Source organism: Mucilaginibacter sp. P4_A11 (assembly GCF_056402535.1).
The window spans coordinates 227,961-243,390 of sequence record NZ_JBFUHE010000011.1; the positions used below are offsets into that span (position 1 = coordinate 227,961).

At 42.1% G+C, this 15,430-nt stretch carries 17 protein-coding genes; 4 read left to right on the plus strand and 13 right to left on the minus strand.

Annotated elements, in window-relative coordinates; genetic code table 11:
• Positions 1-98 precede the first annotated feature (98 nt).
• The 12 genes from AC1DUD_RS21130 to AC1DUD_RS21185 all read right to left on the minus strand — a co-directional run bounded on the left by AC1DUD_RS21130 (position 99) and on the right by AC1DUD_RS21185 (position 11,182).
• Positions 99-527 (minus strand): nuclear transport factor 2-like protein, encoded by a 429-nt coding sequence (locus tag AC1DUD_RS21130; protein ID WP_477378019.1) that lies wholly within the window; start codon positions 525-527, stop codon positions 99-101.
• A gap of 109 nt (positions 528-636) precedes the next feature.
• Positions 637-771, minus strand: a complete 135-nt coding sequence (locus AC1DUD_RS21135) for an SDR family oxidoreductase (RefSeq protein ID WP_477378021.1) — start codon at positions 769-771, stop codon at positions 637-639.
• On the minus strand, positions 764-1,390 hold the full coding sequence (locus AC1DUD_RS21140) for an SDR family NAD(P)-dependent oxidoreductase (RefSeq protein WP_477378023.1): 627 nt from the start codon (positions 1,388-1,390) through the stop codon (positions 764-766). The genes AC1DUD_RS21135 and AC1DUD_RS21140 overlap by 8 nt, the downstream gene beginning before the upstream one ends.
• 142 nt (positions 1,391-1,532) lie before the next feature.
• Positions 1,533-2,273: an SDR family oxidoreductase gene (locus AC1DUD_RS21145; protein WP_477378025.1), complete on the minus strand. Its 741-nt coding sequence runs from the start codon at positions 2,271-2,273 to the stop codon at positions 1,533-1,535.
• 354 nt (positions 2,274-2,627) lie between these two features.
• Positions 2,628-3,605, minus strand: coding sequence for a helix-turn-helix domain-containing protein (locus tag AC1DUD_RS21150; RefSeq protein WP_477378027.1), 978 nt, complete (start codon positions 3,603-3,605; stop codon positions 2,628-2,630).
• Between the two features lie 68 nt (positions 3,606-3,673).
• Positions 3,674-4,105, minus strand: a complete 432-nt coding sequence (locus AC1DUD_RS21155) for a hypothetical protein (protein ID WP_477378029.1) — start codon at positions 4,103-4,105, stop codon at positions 3,674-3,676.
• Positions 4,106-4,312: 207 nt separating this feature from the next.
• Positions 4,313-5,773 carry a DUF4097 family beta strand repeat-containing protein gene (locus tag AC1DUD_RS21160; protein WP_477378031.1) on the minus strand — a complete coding sequence of 487 codons (1,461 nt, stop codon included), beginning with the start codon at positions 5,771-5,773 and terminating at the stop codon, positions 4,313-4,315.
• The gene (locus AC1DUD_RS21165; protein WP_477378033.1) at positions 5,754-6,326 is read right to left on the minus strand and encodes a hypothetical protein; all 573 of its coding nucleotides are present in this window, start codon (positions 6,324-6,326) and stop codon (positions 5,754-5,756) included. Before AC1DUD_RS21165 ends, AC1DUD_RS21160 begins: the two co-directional genes overlap by 20 nt.
• The gene (locus AC1DUD_RS21170; RefSeq protein ID WP_477378035.1) at positions 6,323-6,883 is read right to left on the minus strand and encodes an RNA polymerase sigma factor; all 561 of its coding nucleotides are present in this window, start codon (positions 6,881-6,883) and stop codon (positions 6,323-6,325) included. The genes AC1DUD_RS21165 and AC1DUD_RS21170 overlap by 4 nt, the downstream gene beginning before the upstream one ends.
• A gap of 306 nt (positions 6,884-7,189) precedes the next feature.
• The gene (locus tag AC1DUD_RS21175) at positions 7,190-7,720 is read right to left on the minus strand and encodes an AAA family ATPase (RefSeq protein WP_477378037.1); all 531 of its coding nucleotides are present in this window, start codon (positions 7,718-7,720) and stop codon (positions 7,190-7,192) included.
• A gap of 277 nt (positions 7,721-7,997) precedes the next feature.
• The gene (locus AC1DUD_RS21180) at positions 7,998-9,305 is read right to left on the minus strand and encodes a M28 family metallopeptidase (protein ID WP_477378039.1); all 1,308 of its coding nucleotides are present in this window, start codon (positions 9,303-9,305) and stop codon (positions 7,998-8,000) included.
• 2 nt (positions 9,306-9,307) lie between these two features.
• Positions 9,308-11,182 carry a M61 family metallopeptidase gene (locus tag AC1DUD_RS21185; RefSeq protein ID WP_477378041.1) on the minus strand — a complete coding sequence of 625 codons (1,875 nt, stop codon included), beginning with the start codon at positions 11,180-11,182 and terminating at the stop codon, positions 9,308-9,310.
• A gap of 285 nt (positions 11,183-11,467) precedes the next feature.
• Here AC1DUD_RS21185 and AC1DUD_RS21190 point away from each other — a divergent pair, with 285 nt between their 5' ends.
• Entirely contained in the window at positions 11,468-11,749 is a 282-nt protein-coding gene (locus AC1DUD_RS21190) for a hypothetical protein (protein ID WP_477378043.1), read from the plus strand.
• Between the two features lie 132 nt (positions 11,750-11,881).
• Here AC1DUD_RS21190 and radA read toward each other — a convergent pair whose 3' ends face one another.
• Positions 11,882-13,300, minus strand: coding sequence for a DNA repair protein RadA (radA, locus tag AC1DUD_RS21195; protein WP_477378045.1), 1,419 nt, complete (start codon positions 13,298-13,300; stop codon positions 11,882-11,884).
• Positions 13,301-13,672: 372 nt separating this feature from the next.
• Here radA and AC1DUD_RS21200 point away from each other — a divergent pair, with 372 nt between their 5' ends.
• The 3 genes from AC1DUD_RS21200 (at position 13,673) to AC1DUD_RS21210 (ending at position 15,430) form a co-directional block, all read left to right on the plus strand.
• Positions 13,673-13,909: a Blp family class II bacteriocin gene (locus AC1DUD_RS21200; RefSeq protein WP_477378047.1), complete on the plus strand. Its 237-nt coding sequence runs from the start codon at positions 13,673-13,675 to the stop codon at positions 13,907-13,909.
• Positions 13,910-13,939: 30 nt separating this feature from the next.
• Complete coding sequence (locus AC1DUD_RS21205; RefSeq protein ID WP_477378049.1) at positions 13,940-14,146, plus strand: hypothetical protein; 207 nt, start codon at positions 13,940-13,942, stop codon at positions 14,144-14,146.
• Positions 14,147-14,263: 117 nt separating this feature from the next.
• Positions 14,264-15,430, plus strand: coding sequence for an HlyD family secretion protein (locus AC1DUD_RS21210; RefSeq protein ID WP_477378051.1), 1,167 nt, complete (start codon positions 14,264-14,266; stop codon positions 15,428-15,430).

Below are 15,430 nucleotides of genomic sequence, written 5' to 3' on the forward strand. Positions count from 1 at the left end.
CACGAAACAATCCCAAACTATTCAGGGCGAACCTGCTTATTGGGGATTGTTTCGTGCCTTGCAATGACGTGATGAAGACTGTGTGCTTGCTTTAAGCTTTAATAACTCGCCTGCCCTATTTCCAGTTTGCTGATCTTACCGTCAGCATCAACCGTAAACTTAAAATAGGTTTTAAAATCGCCCCATTTGTCGCTGTGAAATTTGCCGTAAACATGTGTGCCGTTGTGTTCAATTTTATCAATGCTGGTAAAACGTTCATGACCTAAGGCTTTTTCAAAAAAACTTTTAAAGTTCATCTTATTGCCATCGTCAAAAAGCTGGGTATCGTTGGTAAACAAAGCAAACCAGGCTTGTTGGTCGCCGCTTTGCAGGGCGTCAATGGCTTGTTTTATTACCGGGTTAGTTAGTTTTTCAGTATTCATGGTGTTGACGTTGTGCGTAGTTGAAACAGCCGTTTTTGCAGCTTGAGCATTTACAGATGAAGTAATTAATGTACCGTATATGATATAATGATTAAGCGTTTTCATGACGTAGTAGATGTAAAATCAAATAATATTATTTTTAAATCCTGTTAAATAATCACAACAGGTTATAGCTAAGACTACAACCTGCTGCAAAATGTTACTTGACTGATAATTAATTTGTTGCGCCACCATTTACCAGCAAGTGCTGACCGTTTACAAATGACGAAAGATCGCTGGCGAAAAACTCGGCCACATTGGCCACATCTTCAACTTCGGCCAGGCGGCCCATCGGACAACTGTCAAGCAATTGCTTCCTTAATGCGGGGGTAGCTATCAGCTTCTGCAAAGATACCTGAATGATCAACAGCAAACGGTATAATGGAGTTAACTGTTACACCGCGGTGACCAATCTCTTTTGAGAGGATATCAACCAGGTACCTTGGAGTGGTTTTACTACCGCCATACACAGCCATTCCGGGTACAGGGAATGAAGTGGTGCTTGAAGCAATGTAAATGATCCGGCCATTGTCTTCCACATTTTTAGCCGCCTGCTGCATAGTGAAGTAAGTGCCTTTAGTATTGATACCGAATACGCGGTCAAACTGTTCTTCAGTAAAATCAGTGACAGGTGTTTCAACTAATTCGATACCCGCATTAGCAACTACGATATCTATTTTACCGAAAGCCGCTTTGGCCTCTGCAAACAGCCTTTCAATATCGGCAACCTTGCTTACATCGGCCTGTACGGCAATTACCATTGCGCCCATCGCCTTGATGTTGCTTACCACTTCATCGGCCGATGCTTTATCACGTGAATAGTTGATCACGATATCGGCACCCAATGCTGCATAACGTTCTGCAATTGCTTTACCTAAACCACGGGCTGAGCCGGTTATTACTGCTACTTTATTATTTAATGAATTCATGATTATTTTCTTTGATTTCACCGATGAGGATTGATTTCACCGATTTTTTTGATTGTTAATTTATTTTTTCTTGACTTCTTGATTCCTGGCGTCTCGACTACTGATCTCTTGCCTCCTGACTTTTGATTTCTTGATTCTTCAATTAAGCCATTGCGCCATTGGCACCGATATTCTGAGCCGAAATCCATTTGGCTTCGTCGCTGGCCAGGAAGGCTACTATCCTGGCGATATCTTCAGGTTCGCCGATGCGGTTGAAGGCAGATAGCGATGCCAGGCGATTAATGAGTTCCTGTGGCTTGCCTTTGGTAAATAGTTCGGTATTTGTTGGGCCGGGAGATACTGTATTTACATTGATGCCCCTTGCGCCAACTTCTTTGGCAAATACACGGGTCAATTGTTCAACAGCGCCTTTGGTGGCAACGTAGGTAGCATAAGTTGGCATCATAACGCGGGTAGTGGTTGATGAAAAGTTAATAATACTTCCACCGTTGGCTAATTTGGTAGCGGCCTCACGCATGGTATTGAATGTACCGCGAACGTTGATATCAAACTGGCGGGTAAAATCCTCGTCGGTGGTATCTTTTATAAGTTTGGTGATCATGATGCCGGCGTTGTTAACCAGTACATCTATTTTACCGTAATGAGCTATTGCTGCGTCAAACATGGCTGCTACTTCGTCGGCTTTGCTTACGTCGGCCTGTAAGGCAATGGCGTCACCGCCCTGTTGCTTGATAGCATTTACAGTTTGGTCGGCAGCTTCTTTACCGCCTGCATAGTTGATAATTACTTTAGCGCCTTCGGCTGCTAATTTGTGGGCTACTGCTGCACCGATACCTCTTGAGGCGCCGGTTACCAATACTACTTTTGATGCTAATGTGTTCATGATTTCCTTTGTTATATTGTTTATGTTTTGTTGTCGTTGATTGACAATACAAAGGTGGCAAGAGCAAGGCCCCTGAATGATACACATATCAAAGCATTACTTACGAATATTTAAGATTGGTTATTTTGTAACTGGGCGAGGGTGTGTTTATGTTGGTGAGTTTGTGGGTTAATTTAACTCACAGAGGATCCTGCAAGTCACCGAATGCATGGCATAGATATCAGGGTCCTCTGCGAGAGACCCTGATGGGACAAGAAGAGAAAATAAAGTTTTCCTCACGTCATTGCGAAGAACGAAGCAATGACGTTTTCTGTTCCTTCTTTATGGAGTTGTCAAATTTTTCAAATCAAAATACTACACTTGCCCTGCATGCCCTTTCCTGAACAGCACCGGCGAAGTATCCGTATGCTTTTTAAAGTAATTGCTGAAATGTGTAGCTTCAGTAAAGCCCAAACGAAAAGCGACCTCCTTAATAGATAGCTTAGAGTTTTGCAACAATGACTTGGCTTCGGATATGGTCTTTTCGGCTATCCAGGTGCTGATAGTTTTACCTGTTTTTACTTTGATAACAGTATTCAGGTAATTGGGATGAAGGCTTTGCGCATCGGCATAATCCTGTACCCGGAAAGCCTGTTCGGCAATGCCGCTGCTTAGGTCTCGGTAATGTTTTTCGAGCAGGCGTTTAAAATTTTTTACTATTTCGGAGCTCCGGTTACCTTCATAAATCGGGTTGTAGTCCTTCCAGAAATATTCTTTGAATTTTAACAGCACCACCACAAACAGGTTGCCGATAATACGGTAACGATACGGACTATTTGAATGATACTCTTTTAAGATCTGGTGATACAAAATATCAAATTCCTCAAAAACTTCGGGACTAAGCACGCGAGCCGGGAATATTTCGGCCAGCAGGAATGGGAACTCATCAAATATATTGGCATGTACATTTTCCTTTAAAAACGATTCGCTCAGCGTAAACAAATACACATCGCCTATATGTTCCCAGTTAAACGAACGAAAATGACCAGGGTTGGTGAAATAAACAGCACGGGGCTGTAATTTGTAGTTCTGCTCATCAATAGTGTAATCACCTCTCCCGCTTTTGATAAAAGCGAAAACAAAGAAATTAAGCCTGCTCAGCGGCGACTTAAAAGGCACAGGCTGATCAATGTCCTTCAGATTAAAAACTGTAAAATCAGTATGCTTGATCAGTTCAAGCGGCAGGCCTAGGTGCTTATACTGATCATAAAGGGTATTAAAGATCTGTTTTTCATTATCCTGGTGGTGCATGGGTAGCGACTGTTTTTCAAAGCTAAGCACGGGAGGCGGCATTAGCAACAACGCCAAAAGAAAAAGGAGCAATTAAATGCTCCTTTTGTTGATCTTAATATTTAAATAGCTTAATAAGCTACGTTTGCTTCAAAACTTTCATTTAGTGTTCCTGATACTATTTCATGAGGGTTGCTCCCGTCAATATTACATGAATAAAGGGCCGATTTTGTAATAACCCCGGCTTTAAAAGTATAAGCACCAAAAAAGAGGGTCTTGTGATCTGGGGAAAGCTTGGCCGCTCCGGACATGGACACTCCTGTGGGCAAGGTTATTAAAATCTTTTGCTGGCTTGTTCCGTCGTAATTAGCCGACCATAATTCATAGTATGAATTGGCATTTGCCGGGGCAATAAGTTTTGAATAAATGAGTTTTCCGACTTGAGGCGTTGAGGCCGAAGTTTGATCGGCCGCTACGGCAACTTTTTTACAGCTTAGTTGAAAAATAATTAAAGAGCATGAAAATGCTGTCAGAATGATAGTACTAAATAATACTTTTTTCATAATTGTGTGATCTTAGGTTTAAGTCCTATTGTTAAAAAACCGGGCAATTATAAAAATATTATTTGAATAGACAGTCGATACAGGCCGAATAGCTACGCCTACAATTTAAATTTCACTTATTAGAATGCATATAACTACAAAGGGCGTATCGTTAGATTATTTAATAACCTGCCGATACGCCCTTTGAATTTTAGTGTTCCTTATCTTTTAATCGAAGCTCACACTACCGTAACTGGTACTGATGGTAATGGTTTTATCGCTGCCACCTTTACCTAAATGGCCTTTGTAGGTTTTAGTAGGATTAAAACCGCGCTCACCATCTGCTGGCGTTTTGCTTGTGATGTTAACATCATGGCCTCCATAGCTAAAGCTGCCATAGTGTACCGTGATATCAAAGTCCGCATTTTGCCCGTCGCTTACTCCAAGCTTCACGCTTGAGTATGATGAGTTAACCGAAAGGTTTTTCACATTTTTATCAACCTCGCCAATATTCAGCGCACCGCTAAATTTCACATTGATATTGCCTGATGTAGTGATACGGCCAATTTTTGCCGAGCCGTAGCTTACATCGGCATTAAGTTTATCGCAATCTCCGAGATTAAGGTTGCCATAGGCTACATCCAGGTCGCTCCCTGTAAGGGTACCGATGGTCGCGCTGCCATATTTAACCCTGATCTGGCAAGCAGGGTTGCTTAACGCTTTAGCATTTAAACTACCATATGAGTTGTTAATATTGAGTTTACCGCTTAGATCGGGCAACTCGGTGCTACCATACTTGTTAGTTATAGTAAGCGGGTTTTTGGCGGGCATGTAAACGGTGTAGTTGATCTCCATTTTGCGAACAGAGTTTTTCTTGCCGAATAAGTTGCCCCAACTGCCGTTATCGTCATCGCTTTGATTGATAGAAGTTTTGAACGATACGCCTGAGCCGTCTTTGCTATCTTTAATAGTTACGTTATCGAGCAGTTTTTGAGCCTTATCCTCGTCATTTGCACCAACCTTGATCTGTACATCAACCTTAACCTCGCTTTTAGCCCAGGTAATTACAGTGATCTTGCCAAATTTGTTATCGATATTGATCACATCATTACCATCAACGTTATAGCTTTTGCTGTAACTTTTGGTTTTCTCAACTATATCGCCGTTTTGCACCTGCTTTTCGTAGCTGTCATCACCGTCGAAACTGTAGCTAAAATTTTGGTCGAAGTTTTTAAACCCGAAGGTTATGTTAGGGCTAAGCTTCTCAAATTTTTCGACAAACTTAATAGCGTCAAACTCCTTAAACTTCATTTTAAATTTCAAGGTGTCGAGGTTTTTAAACGTCGCACTATCCTTAAATTCAAACGCAAACGGTATGTTCAGTTGCTGAAGACTTCGTTTTTTCAACTGCAATTGCTTTTGCTGCTGCACACGCAGGTTGCTCATTTCCTTTTGCAGCTCGTGCATTTTCATGTTCAGCTCCTTCATTTTTTGCTGATACTCCTTGCTGTCGGTCGCAGGCGTCCAGTCTCCTCCGTTCAATTCGGCGGCGGGAGGCGGCGTAGGCGGCAAATTTGGCTTTGCCGGTGCAGCCGGAGGCGCAGGGCTAACCTGTGCAAAGTTAGCTGTACTTATGGTTAACAAACCGATAAGTGTAAGCAGTGCCGGACTAAATATTTTTAGTTTCATTGTTTTGTTCCTTTTTCATCTGGTTAAACTGTTCAATTACATTTAATTGCTGAGTTAGCACCTCGGTTTGTATTTGCAGGTTCCGGATCATTGCACGTAAAACACGTTCCTGGTTAGGGCTGGTGACTAAATCATTGTTTAGTTTTTTATAGGTGGAATCCATTTTAGCTATCTCGGCGCTGAACTCCTTGTATAGCTGCGGATCGTTTTTAGATGCTGATTTAAGTTCGGTAAGCTTTGTTTCAACAAGCGATGCATAGTGCATCTGTTGCTGCGCATACTCAGGGTTAATGGCAGCAAGGTCAACTCCTTTTGTTCCTTTTTGGCTTTGTATATAAATGCCGAAGCCTATTCCCATTACGATGATGACCGATGCGGCTACTTTTAGCACGAAGCCCAGCGAAAAAGTCTTTGCTTCGCGTTTTTTGGGTTCCTGCTCCTCGTCCAAAAAATTGAGCTGCGCCTCAATTTTACTCCACAGATCTGCCGATGGTTCTATTTCGTTAAATTCTTCGTTATTGTCGTGCATGAAATCTTCAAATCGCTTGCTCATGATACTGTTCCTTTCCTGTTTAAAATTTCAATTAACTTTCTTTTAGCTCTCAAAAACTGGGTTCTTGATGTGTTTTCTGATATATTCAATATTTGTCCTATTTCTTCGTGGTCATACCCTTCAAGCAGGTAAAGCGATAATACAACGCGGTAACCGTCGGGCAGCTGGCTCATGCCTTCTTTTACCCTGGCAACCTGGTATTGTATGTCCTCATCGTCCCAATTTTCTTCGTCGGCAATATTTTCGAGGTGACCATCTTCCAGTTCAACCAGTTCAAGCTTACGTTTGCGCAATAGGTTAATCGACCGGTTCACAACGATCTGCTTAAGCCAGAGGCCAAATGTGGTATCCTGCCTAAAATCCTTCAGCTTGGCAAAGGCATCCACAAAAGCTTCCTGCAGCACATCTTCTGCTTCGGCAATATCGCCCACTATCCGAAAGGCCACGTTCAGCATAGCTTTCGAATACAGACGGTAAAGCTCATAACAGGCTTTTTTACTCCCCTGCTTGCACTCAACCACCAGGTTGTAATGTTTGTCAATATATATCGCTTCCAAATTTGAAACCAGCTTCAGGTTAATAGACGCAAGGCATTTCGCAACGTTGCACGTATGTGAAAAATATTTTTTTAATTACTGATAATTTTTTTGAAGATTTTAAGTTAAGTCGCAGATGTGCAAATTTTAAATGTGCAGATGCAGATTATGAAGTTGAATGATGTGCAGATGATCTTGTCTGAACCTGAATTTGCAGAATTAATGAATTTACAGAATAATTGAATTATTTGCACATCTGAAATTTGCACATCCGCATATCAAAACTAATTCGCACGTCAAAATCATTATTCCGGCAATCACTTAATCCTAAAAATCATGGTTCAGATACTCATCAATTGCTTTCACCGCTTTTTCATACCTATCCTGGCCTATGCCAGATATTACCACATAATTGGCGTTGAGCGCCTGAAGTTCCCGATGCCAAACGTTCATAAAATATTCGCGTTTGGTAGGGAAGTTGCGTAGAGGATCATCCTGCCAGGGCAGATCGATATCCATAAGTAAATAAAAATCATAGGGGTGGCGCGGCAATTCATCAAGTACCTCCTGTGGGGCAAGCCCGAACATCTCCTCGCTCCAGATCTTTACAGTTAAAAAAGTAGTATCACAAATCAGGATCCTATTGGCTTGCGGCAGCAGCTTTTTTTCGAGCGCTATTTGTCCGTGGAACATATTAATCTCGTCCTGAAAGGTACAATCGCCTGTGAGATTTGCACAATACTCCCGCGAATACTCAGGCACGGCTATCGTATTATAATGCACCGCCAGATATTCAGACATTGTCGACTTACCCGTTGATTCGGGGCCTACAACTGCTATTTTGAGTATTTTGTTCATAGGGGCAACTAAAAAAGCGCGGGACTTGCACGATTCCCCTCTTGAGAGGAGTAGAGGGGTGTGTTTCTGCTTTGATAAACTAATCGCATAAACACACCCCTGCCATCACTCTTTCCCTTCGCGCCCCCTCTCAAGAGGGGAACTAAAAAATTTTTTATAATCAGGGCGCAAAGGTTGTCTGAACGCGAATTTATTGAATTAAGGAATTTGCAGAAGTTTCTATTTCTCAATTCTAATAATTCCTTAATTCAATAAATTCCGGTTCAGACAATCTCCGCTACTCCGTTTTCTTCGGTACCCTTGTTGGTGTATCCTGGCCTGAAACTATAGTGCGTGAGCTTAACGCTATCGCACGAATGGCCGAGGTGATATTATCCACATCAAGTGTGCTGAATTCATCGCCAACGGTGTGGTATAATTTATCTATATCAATCTGGTCGGTTGAGATGGTATGTGCCGGTACGCCAACTTCGGCCAGGGATGCGTTATCGCTTCTGTAAAACAGGTCCTGATCAGGGTATGGGTCCGGGTAAAACTTAAAGGCAGTACCTTCCAGGTTTTTCTGCAATATCTTTCCAAAATCAGATCTTTCAAAGCCAGTAATAAATGCCGAGTTGGTGCCAAATTTTGATGCTTTACCTATCATTTCGATATTGAACATGGCAACTACTTTATCGGCATCAACCTGTTTCGCAAAATACTGTGAACCGTATTCGCCGATCTCTTCGGCAGTAAAAGCTACAAAGATGAGCGTACGGGCATTGTTATTAAGCTTTTTATAATATTTAGCCAGGCTTAACACAGCCGTTGTACCCGAGGCGTCGTCGTCAGCACCATTGGCGATGCTATCAGTCACGCCCGGTTTATCGGGCTTGATAATACCCAAGTGGTCATAATGGCCCGAAAACACTACGTATTCATTCGATTTGGTTTTACCGGGGATAATACCGGCAACGTTAAACAGCGGTAATTCCTCATTTTTTATGTCGCAGTTAACATCAAACGAGGTAGCATTATCAAACTTGCCCAACACAAATACCAAAGGTTGTTTTACTTTACCTTTAAAGTTTGTGCTGCCCGCTCCCAAATACGACTTAATCCGGTTAAACAGATCCTTAAATTTAGGATCGATAAGCAATAGTGTTTTCTTACCGCTTTGTGAAGCTGCCCTATATTCAGTTCTGAAATTTTTATCAGCCCCAACAGTAATCACTTGCACATCTTTATCACTCGCCCATTTAAACGAATCCGTGCTGCCTGCAAACGCGCTGTCGGCCGCTATAGCTTTACCATTGATGCTTACAGTTAAGCCGACAGGAGTTGAACGCACCATCGTAAAATTTTGACGGTACCCGGTATTCCCCTCCATAGGCTTAAGGCCAGCCTTTTTATATTCGCTTTCAATAAACGTTGCCGCTTTTTCAATGCCGGGTGTAAAGGTGGCTCTGCCCTGCATATCATCGGCCGAAAGCGTCTTGATAATCCGGGTTACATCATCTTTACTGATCAGCTTATTAACATCCTGCGCAAAACCATAAGCTGAAACGCTTAATAATGCCGCTGTTACTATTGATATCTTTTTCATAATTATTTGACTTTTGATTGCAACCAGTTGTTACGGAAGGTTTCCTGATCTTTACTCAATTGCTTGCCTGCCTTTTCAAATGTCACTACTTCAAAGTTGGGATTTTCTTCAAGTGTGATTGTGGTTTCATGAGCACCGGCACGGTTTTTATAGTTTACAATAACTTTATCACCCGGCTTTTTATCGGCAATGATGTCGCTAAATCCTTTCTGGTCTTTAACGTCTTTTCCATCAACTTTCAGAATAATATCGCCTGCATCAATACCAGCTTTGTAAACCGGAGTACCAATGGTTGTGCTTGAAAGTATTGGCAATCCTTCTGCATCAGCAGCGCGTACTTGTCCGGCACGACCACGGCCTGGTGTAGCAGCCAACGGACCAGCCCAGCCTTTGCCCGGCTGTAATTTACGCAGCACTAAACCAGCTTTGGTCAACAGTTCTTCATAATTATTTTTGTCAATTCCGGTGATGTAACGCTTAAAGAAATCGGCAGCAAATTTGGGATTGTTGGTTACTTTACCCAAATCGCTTTGCAGATCGGGGATTGTGTAAGGTTTCATTATCTTACCTCGCGTAAGCCAAACAGCACGCATATAATCATCAAGCGTCATGTTAAAATCGCTGCGCAGGCGCAGGTCAAGTGCTAATGCAATAGCCCCGCCGTAGGTATAGTAACTGGTAAAATCGTTAACATTATTGTTCGGATCGATAGATACACCTGCATCTGCAAAAACCGAATAGCGGCTCATTTGTGCAGCCGAATATTTGGCAGCAGCCGGTGTATTCAACACCTGGTTAACCAAACCGGCAATGGTTTTAGTATAATCGTCAAGCGTTACAAAACCTGCACGGGTAAGCAGCAGTTCGCCATAATATTGGGTAAAACCTTCGGCAAACCAAAGCTCACTGCTCATGTTAGCGTGTTCAAAGTTAAATGGCTCCAGTGATTTTGGGCGGATGCGTTTCACATTCCAGCTATGGAAATATTCGTGTGAGAACACCCCCATAAGGTTGTTTTCAAAACCTTCAACTTTTGGTGCAGGAATAGTTATGGAAGTTGAGTTACGATGTTCCATACCATCGCCGGATACGGCAGGGTTCACATCGCTTACAAAAGTATACTCGCCAAAATCATAAGTTGGCAATTCGCCAAATACAGCTTTTTCTTCCAATACCAGCTTCTGGATCATCTTACCAAAATTATCGATCACGGCCTGGCTGTCGTCCGAGTGCACGGTGAGGTTGATTTTTTCTTTCTTACCATCGGTATTTATTACGTCCCAGCTGCTAACATTGTAATTAGACAGTTCGGTAGGGCTATCCATCATGTACTGCAGGTTTGGTGCGCTGTAAACACTTGAGCCTTCATGTTTAAGCTGTGTAGCCACTTTCCAGCCATATTTGTCCAGGTCATTAAACTCAAATGTAAGCGGGCGTTTATCCTGCCCTACCACCCACATAAAAGTGGCGGGCATATTCAGGTGGGCATGACTGGGGTCAATTGAAGCATAGGTACCGTCGGTCCAGTTGCCGAAAAGGGTGTAGTTTACTTTAACTGTGGCCGGGTGATCTCCCACCTCGTATACATCTCCTTCAATTTGGGTTAGTGGCAGTTCCTTGCCGTCAATATCGGTAGCTTTAATATTATAAAGATTTTTACCAAACTCATGCGTCGCGTAACGCCCTGCAGATGACCGGCTCATCCTTACCCGGAAATTGCCAGTTGGCGCCTGCGGAATGGTCATACTTATTTCGGCCTCATGATGGGCCGCGTTAGGAAATGATATGGAATAGTAAATAGCTTTTTGCGGCTCTTGCTGTGCCATAACATTGCACGCCAGTACCGAGGCAGCGGTAAAGAGTAGTAATTTTTTCATCAACTTAAATTATCTGCGCTGAAATTACTATTAAATCGGCAAAAAATTTATATCAATATTATTACCGCAGAGAATCGGGTTTAAAAATCAAAAAACGATAAATGAAAATTTTTCCATACGATCTTTTCGAATTAATCCAATTACACGATTTTCTACACCAATGTGATTTGGGCGAATAGATTGAATTACGTTTACCCTCTAAGCCTCATTGTTATCACCACTTAAAAACCCCATTCCAGCCGCGTTCATTTAATTATCCGTACATTTAAAGAAATTCACTGGCTTATGATCCTTTTTTCCCGAAGAAACCTACATTACACCGATTATCAATGGACTACTTACATTCAGAACGATCCGCGTGTAAATGGCAGGCCGGATCATACCGCGTTTAACAAAAACGAGGGAAATGAAATGGTATACCTGATCAATAAGTTAATGATGATATGGGATTACCGCTTTGCAAACACCGGTAATAAAATGGAAAAACTGATCCACGATAAACTCCCTGCCGAGATCACCAGCCAGGAAGATGTGCAGAACTGGCTTAAAACCAATTTGAAGTTTTAGGAAAAAGCGGAATGCTCAAAGCTTAAAGCCAATAGTTTTATGATCATTGCTATCTAATAACACTATAATAAAAAAGATAATATAAAATCAATTAAACGCCTTGAGCTTTCTGCTTTAAGCCTTAAGCCCCCCTTATCCAAACAACAATCCAAATACCTCTTCAATACTACTTACAATCTTAATGTCGATATCATAACGGGATAAGTCCATCCGCTTTTTGTCCTGCCCGCTGGCAGGGAGATTGTATTTGGAGATAAAGATCTGATTAAAGCCAAGTTTCTGAGCTTCGGCTATGCGTTGTTCAACCCGGTTCACAGCCCTGATCTCACCCGAAAGACCAAGCTCTCCGGCAAAACAGGTTTTGAAGGGGATAGGCATATCCTCGTGCGATGATATGATAGCGGCGGCCAAACCAAGATCAATAGCAGGATCTTCAACTCTTATTCCGCCGGTAATATTCAGGAATACATCTTTTGCGCCCAGCCTAAAACCGCAGCGCTTTTCCAACACGGCCAGCAGCATGCTCATACGTTTGGTATCAAAGCCTGTAGCGGTACGCTGAGGCGTACCATAGGCCGAAGCACTAACCAGCGCCTGTGTCTCGATCAGCATCGGTCTCATACCTTCTAAGGTTGCCGAAATGGTTATACCGCTTAGCGGAGTTTCGCGGTGTGAAAGCAGGATCTCCGACGGATTGGATACTTCCCTGAGCCCTTCGCCCATCATTTCATAAATGCCCAGTTCAGACGCGGAGCCAAAACGGTTTTTGATGGTACGCAGGATACGATATACATGGTGCCTGTCCCCCTCAAACTGCAAAACAGTGTCAACCATATGCTCCAGGATTTTAGGGCCCGCTATCATACCGTCTTTAGTAATATGGCCAATCAAAAATACCGGGGTCGAGGTTTCTTTAGCAAAGCGAAGCAATTCGGCAGTACATTCCCTAACCTGCGATACGCTACCCGGTGTTGATTCTATATGGGCCGAATGCAGTGTTTGGATAGAGTCGATCACTACCAGGTCGGGTTCAAGCGATTCTATTTGTTTGAATATGTTTTGGGTGGAGGTTTCTGTTAATACATAGCAGCCGTGGCCTATTAAGCCTCCTTCAGCAGGGACAGAGATTAACCTTTCCGCCCGCATCTTGATCTGCCGTTCACTTTCTTCTCCTGATACATACAGCACTTTTTGATTCGGCATATTGAGTGCCAACTGCAGCATCAGGGTTGATTTGCCTATACCGGGCTCGCCGCCGATGAGCACCAGTGAGCCGGGTACTATGCCGCCGCCCAAAACACGATTAAACTCTTTATCGGGAGTTGGCACACGGTGCTCTTCGGTATATGTGATCTCTGTTACGGCTACAGGCTTGTTGGCCCGTTGCTGACTGGTGGATGCAGGTTTCCAGGCTGGTACCGATGCATTGCCTTTTTCAATCACCTCCTCAACAAAAGTGTTCCATTGCTGGCATGACGGGCATTTACCCAGCCATTTGGGCGATTCAAAGCCACAGCTTTGGCAAAAGTACGCGATCTTGGATTTAGCCATTATTCAGATGTGCAGATTACAGATGTGCAAATATGCAGATTATTTTGATTTTTACTAAATTAATTAGCAATTACAATTAAACTAAATCATTAATTATATCGGGATAAGTTTCAGTTGATCATCCAAAATATATGTGCTCTTTTCTCTTGGTGGTTTTCAATGCTAACTCATTATTATTTTCATTACACCTCACGTATATCATAAGAGCAGGTTACTTAAATGAAGATTCCATGAAGTTTTTTTACAATATATATATTTATTTCTTGAAATAATAATTAAATAATACCTTGAGATAATGTTTGGCCAACATAGGGAATGCCGAAAACCTTCATTAGAGTAGGCACAAAACAAATTAAATCTTATACAAATCTTATGGAAAATCTATTAAATCTAAATGATTACGGCATGATGGCAATTGACGCCAATGAACTCCAAGACATTGACGGAGGCAGCTGGGCCCATATTATTGGCGGGGCAATTGTTGGTGCACTTGCTGGTGCAGAAGCAGGTGCATCTGTTGGTACAATCATACCGGGGGTTGGTAACGTAGCTGGTGCAGTTGGCGGCGCTATTCTTGGCGCAATCGGCGGCGGATTACTTGCCAGTTAATTTTTTCAAACAGGCTTTTAAACAAATCATATGGAAACGAAAAAACTCAGACATGTAGGTGGCTTGCTGATAAGCTTTTTTATGTTTGCGATTGGCATTATCGGAATAATAAATTCGCTGGAAACAGGGGATAACAATAAACTGATTAAAAGCTTATTCGGTACAGTTATCTTTTTGATATTTATTATCATAGGGCTTATAAATCGTCATAAAATGGCCAGCAATAACGCATCATAAGCCGTTATAAATCACTCTTTTTGAATTCACATTTTCGTATCAATGTGATTGTGCCTTTTCCAGGTCCTTTATTTATATGAAGGGCCTGGAATTATATTATATCCTAATAATAGTATCTTGTTTACATCTATCGATCAACTTTCAGACACTACTATAAGCTATTTGCCTGCCTTTCGTAAGCATAACTATGTACTCTACTGGTTCATTTTAGTAATAATTATCATCAGTTTAATTGCGTTACCGTTAGTGCAAACCAGTATATCAGTAACCGCGCCCGGAATAACCCGCCCTTCAAGCGAACGTACAGCTGTAAACACGGCTATAGGAGGTATAATTGATACTATTTATTACCATGAGGGTGAGGCGATTAAAAGGGGGGCTATACTCTTGCGGATAAAAGATCCAACTACCAAAAGCAAGCAGGTACTGAATCGTTTTGAGATCATCCAGCATGAAGAAGCCTTACATGATCTGAGCCTGCTCACCTCTGGCGATCTTACAGAAAAGCTTTTAAAAAAACTATCAACGCCTCTATACAAAGAACAGCTTATCCATTATTTGCATCAAAAGGCAGATCAGGACGCCACTCTGAGGCAGGTTACTAATGAATATAATATAGATGCAGCTTTATTAAAGGGAAAAGTAATAACCAATAAAGAGTACTTTGACGTTAACATTGCATTCGACAAAGCCAAAGCCAATAATAAAGCCTTTGAAGTTGAACAACAAAACAGCTGGCAGCAGGACATGCTGCGCTACAAACTGGAGCTTTCCCAATATAAAGATGAACGAAACCAGGTAAGCAACAATGCTGCTTACTATGAAATAAAAGCTCCCGTATCCGGCACATTACAAGATCTGAATACGCTTTATGCCGGAGGCGTGCTGCAACCCAACCAAATCATTTGTACAGTATCTCCTGGCGGCAGCCTGATTGCTGAATGTTATGTATCCCCAAAAGATATTGGGTTATTAAAAACAGGGCAGAATGTACGTTTCCAGGTAGACGCATTCAACTATAATTATTTTGGAATAATAACCGGTAAAATTAAAACGATTGATGACGATTACACAGTAATAAACAACAGTTCTGTATTTAAAATACGCTGCCGGTTTGATCAGCTACAGGTGCACCTAAAAAATGGTTTTACCGGCCATTTAAAAAAGGGGCTTACATTTCAGGCGCGTTTTATTATCGGTAACCGCACGCTTTGGCAGTTACTGTGGGATAATGTAAATGACTGGCTGAACCCATCCGCTCCTCAAAGCGATAATAAATTATAA

What these genes read in the sequence shown, in the direction of transcription:
- AC1DUD_RS21130 (WP_477378019.1), bottom strand. Translation starts at nt 527, where the DNA reads ATGAAAACGCTTAATCATTATATCATATACGGTACATTAATTACTTCA.
- AC1DUD_RS21140 (WP_477378023.1), bottom strand. Translation starts at nt 1,390, where the DNA reads ATGAATTCATTAAATAATAAAGTAGCAGTAATAACCGGCTCAGCCCGT.
- AC1DUD_RS21145 (WP_477378025.1), bottom strand. Translation starts at nt 2,273, where the DNA reads ATGAACACATTAGCATCAAAAGTAGTATTGGTAACCGGCGCCTCAAGA.
- AC1DUD_RS21150 (WP_477378027.1), bottom strand. Translation starts at nt 3,605, where the DNA reads ATGCCGCCTCCCGTGCTTAGCTTTGAAAAACAGTCGCTACCCATGCAC.
- AC1DUD_RS21155 (WP_477378029.1), bottom strand. Translation starts at nt 4,105, where the DNA reads ATGAAAAAAGTATTATTTAGTACTATCATTCTGACAGCATTTTCATGC.
- AC1DUD_RS21160 (WP_477378031.1), bottom strand. Translation starts at nt 5,773, where the DNA reads ATGAAACTAAAAATATTTAGTCCGGCACTGCTTACACTTATCGGTTTG.
- AC1DUD_RS21165 (WP_477378033.1), bottom strand. Translation starts at nt 6,326, where the DNA reads ATGAGCAAGCGATTTGAAGATTTCATGCACGACAATAACGAAGAATTT.
- AC1DUD_RS21175 (WP_477378037.1), bottom strand. Translation starts at nt 7,720, where the DNA reads ATGAACAAAATACTCAAAATAGCAGTTGTAGGCCCCGAATCAACGGGT.
- AC1DUD_RS21180 (WP_477378039.1), bottom strand. Translation starts at nt 9,305, where the DNA reads ATGAAAAAGATATCAATAGTAACAGCGGCATTATTAAGCGTTTCAGCT.
- AC1DUD_RS21185 (WP_477378041.1), bottom strand. Translation starts at nt 11,182, where the DNA reads ATGAAAAAATTACTACTCTTTACCGCTGCCTCGGTACTGGCGTGCAAT.
- AC1DUD_RS21190 (WP_477378043.1), top strand. Translation starts at nt 11,468, where the DNA reads ATGATCCTTTTTTCCCGAAGAAACCTACATTACACCGATTATCAATGG.
- radA (WP_477378045.1), bottom strand. Translation starts at nt 13,300, where the DNA reads ATGGCTAAATCCAAGATCGCGTACTTTTGCCAAAGCTGTGGCTTTGAA.
- AC1DUD_RS21200 (WP_477378047.1), top strand. Translation starts at nt 13,673, where the DNA reads ATGGAAAATCTATTAAATCTAAATGATTACGGCATGATGGCAATTGAC.
- AC1DUD_RS21205 (WP_477378049.1), top strand. Translation starts at nt 13,940, where the DNA reads ATGGAAACGAAAAAACTCAGACATGTAGGTGGCTTGCTGATAAGCTTT.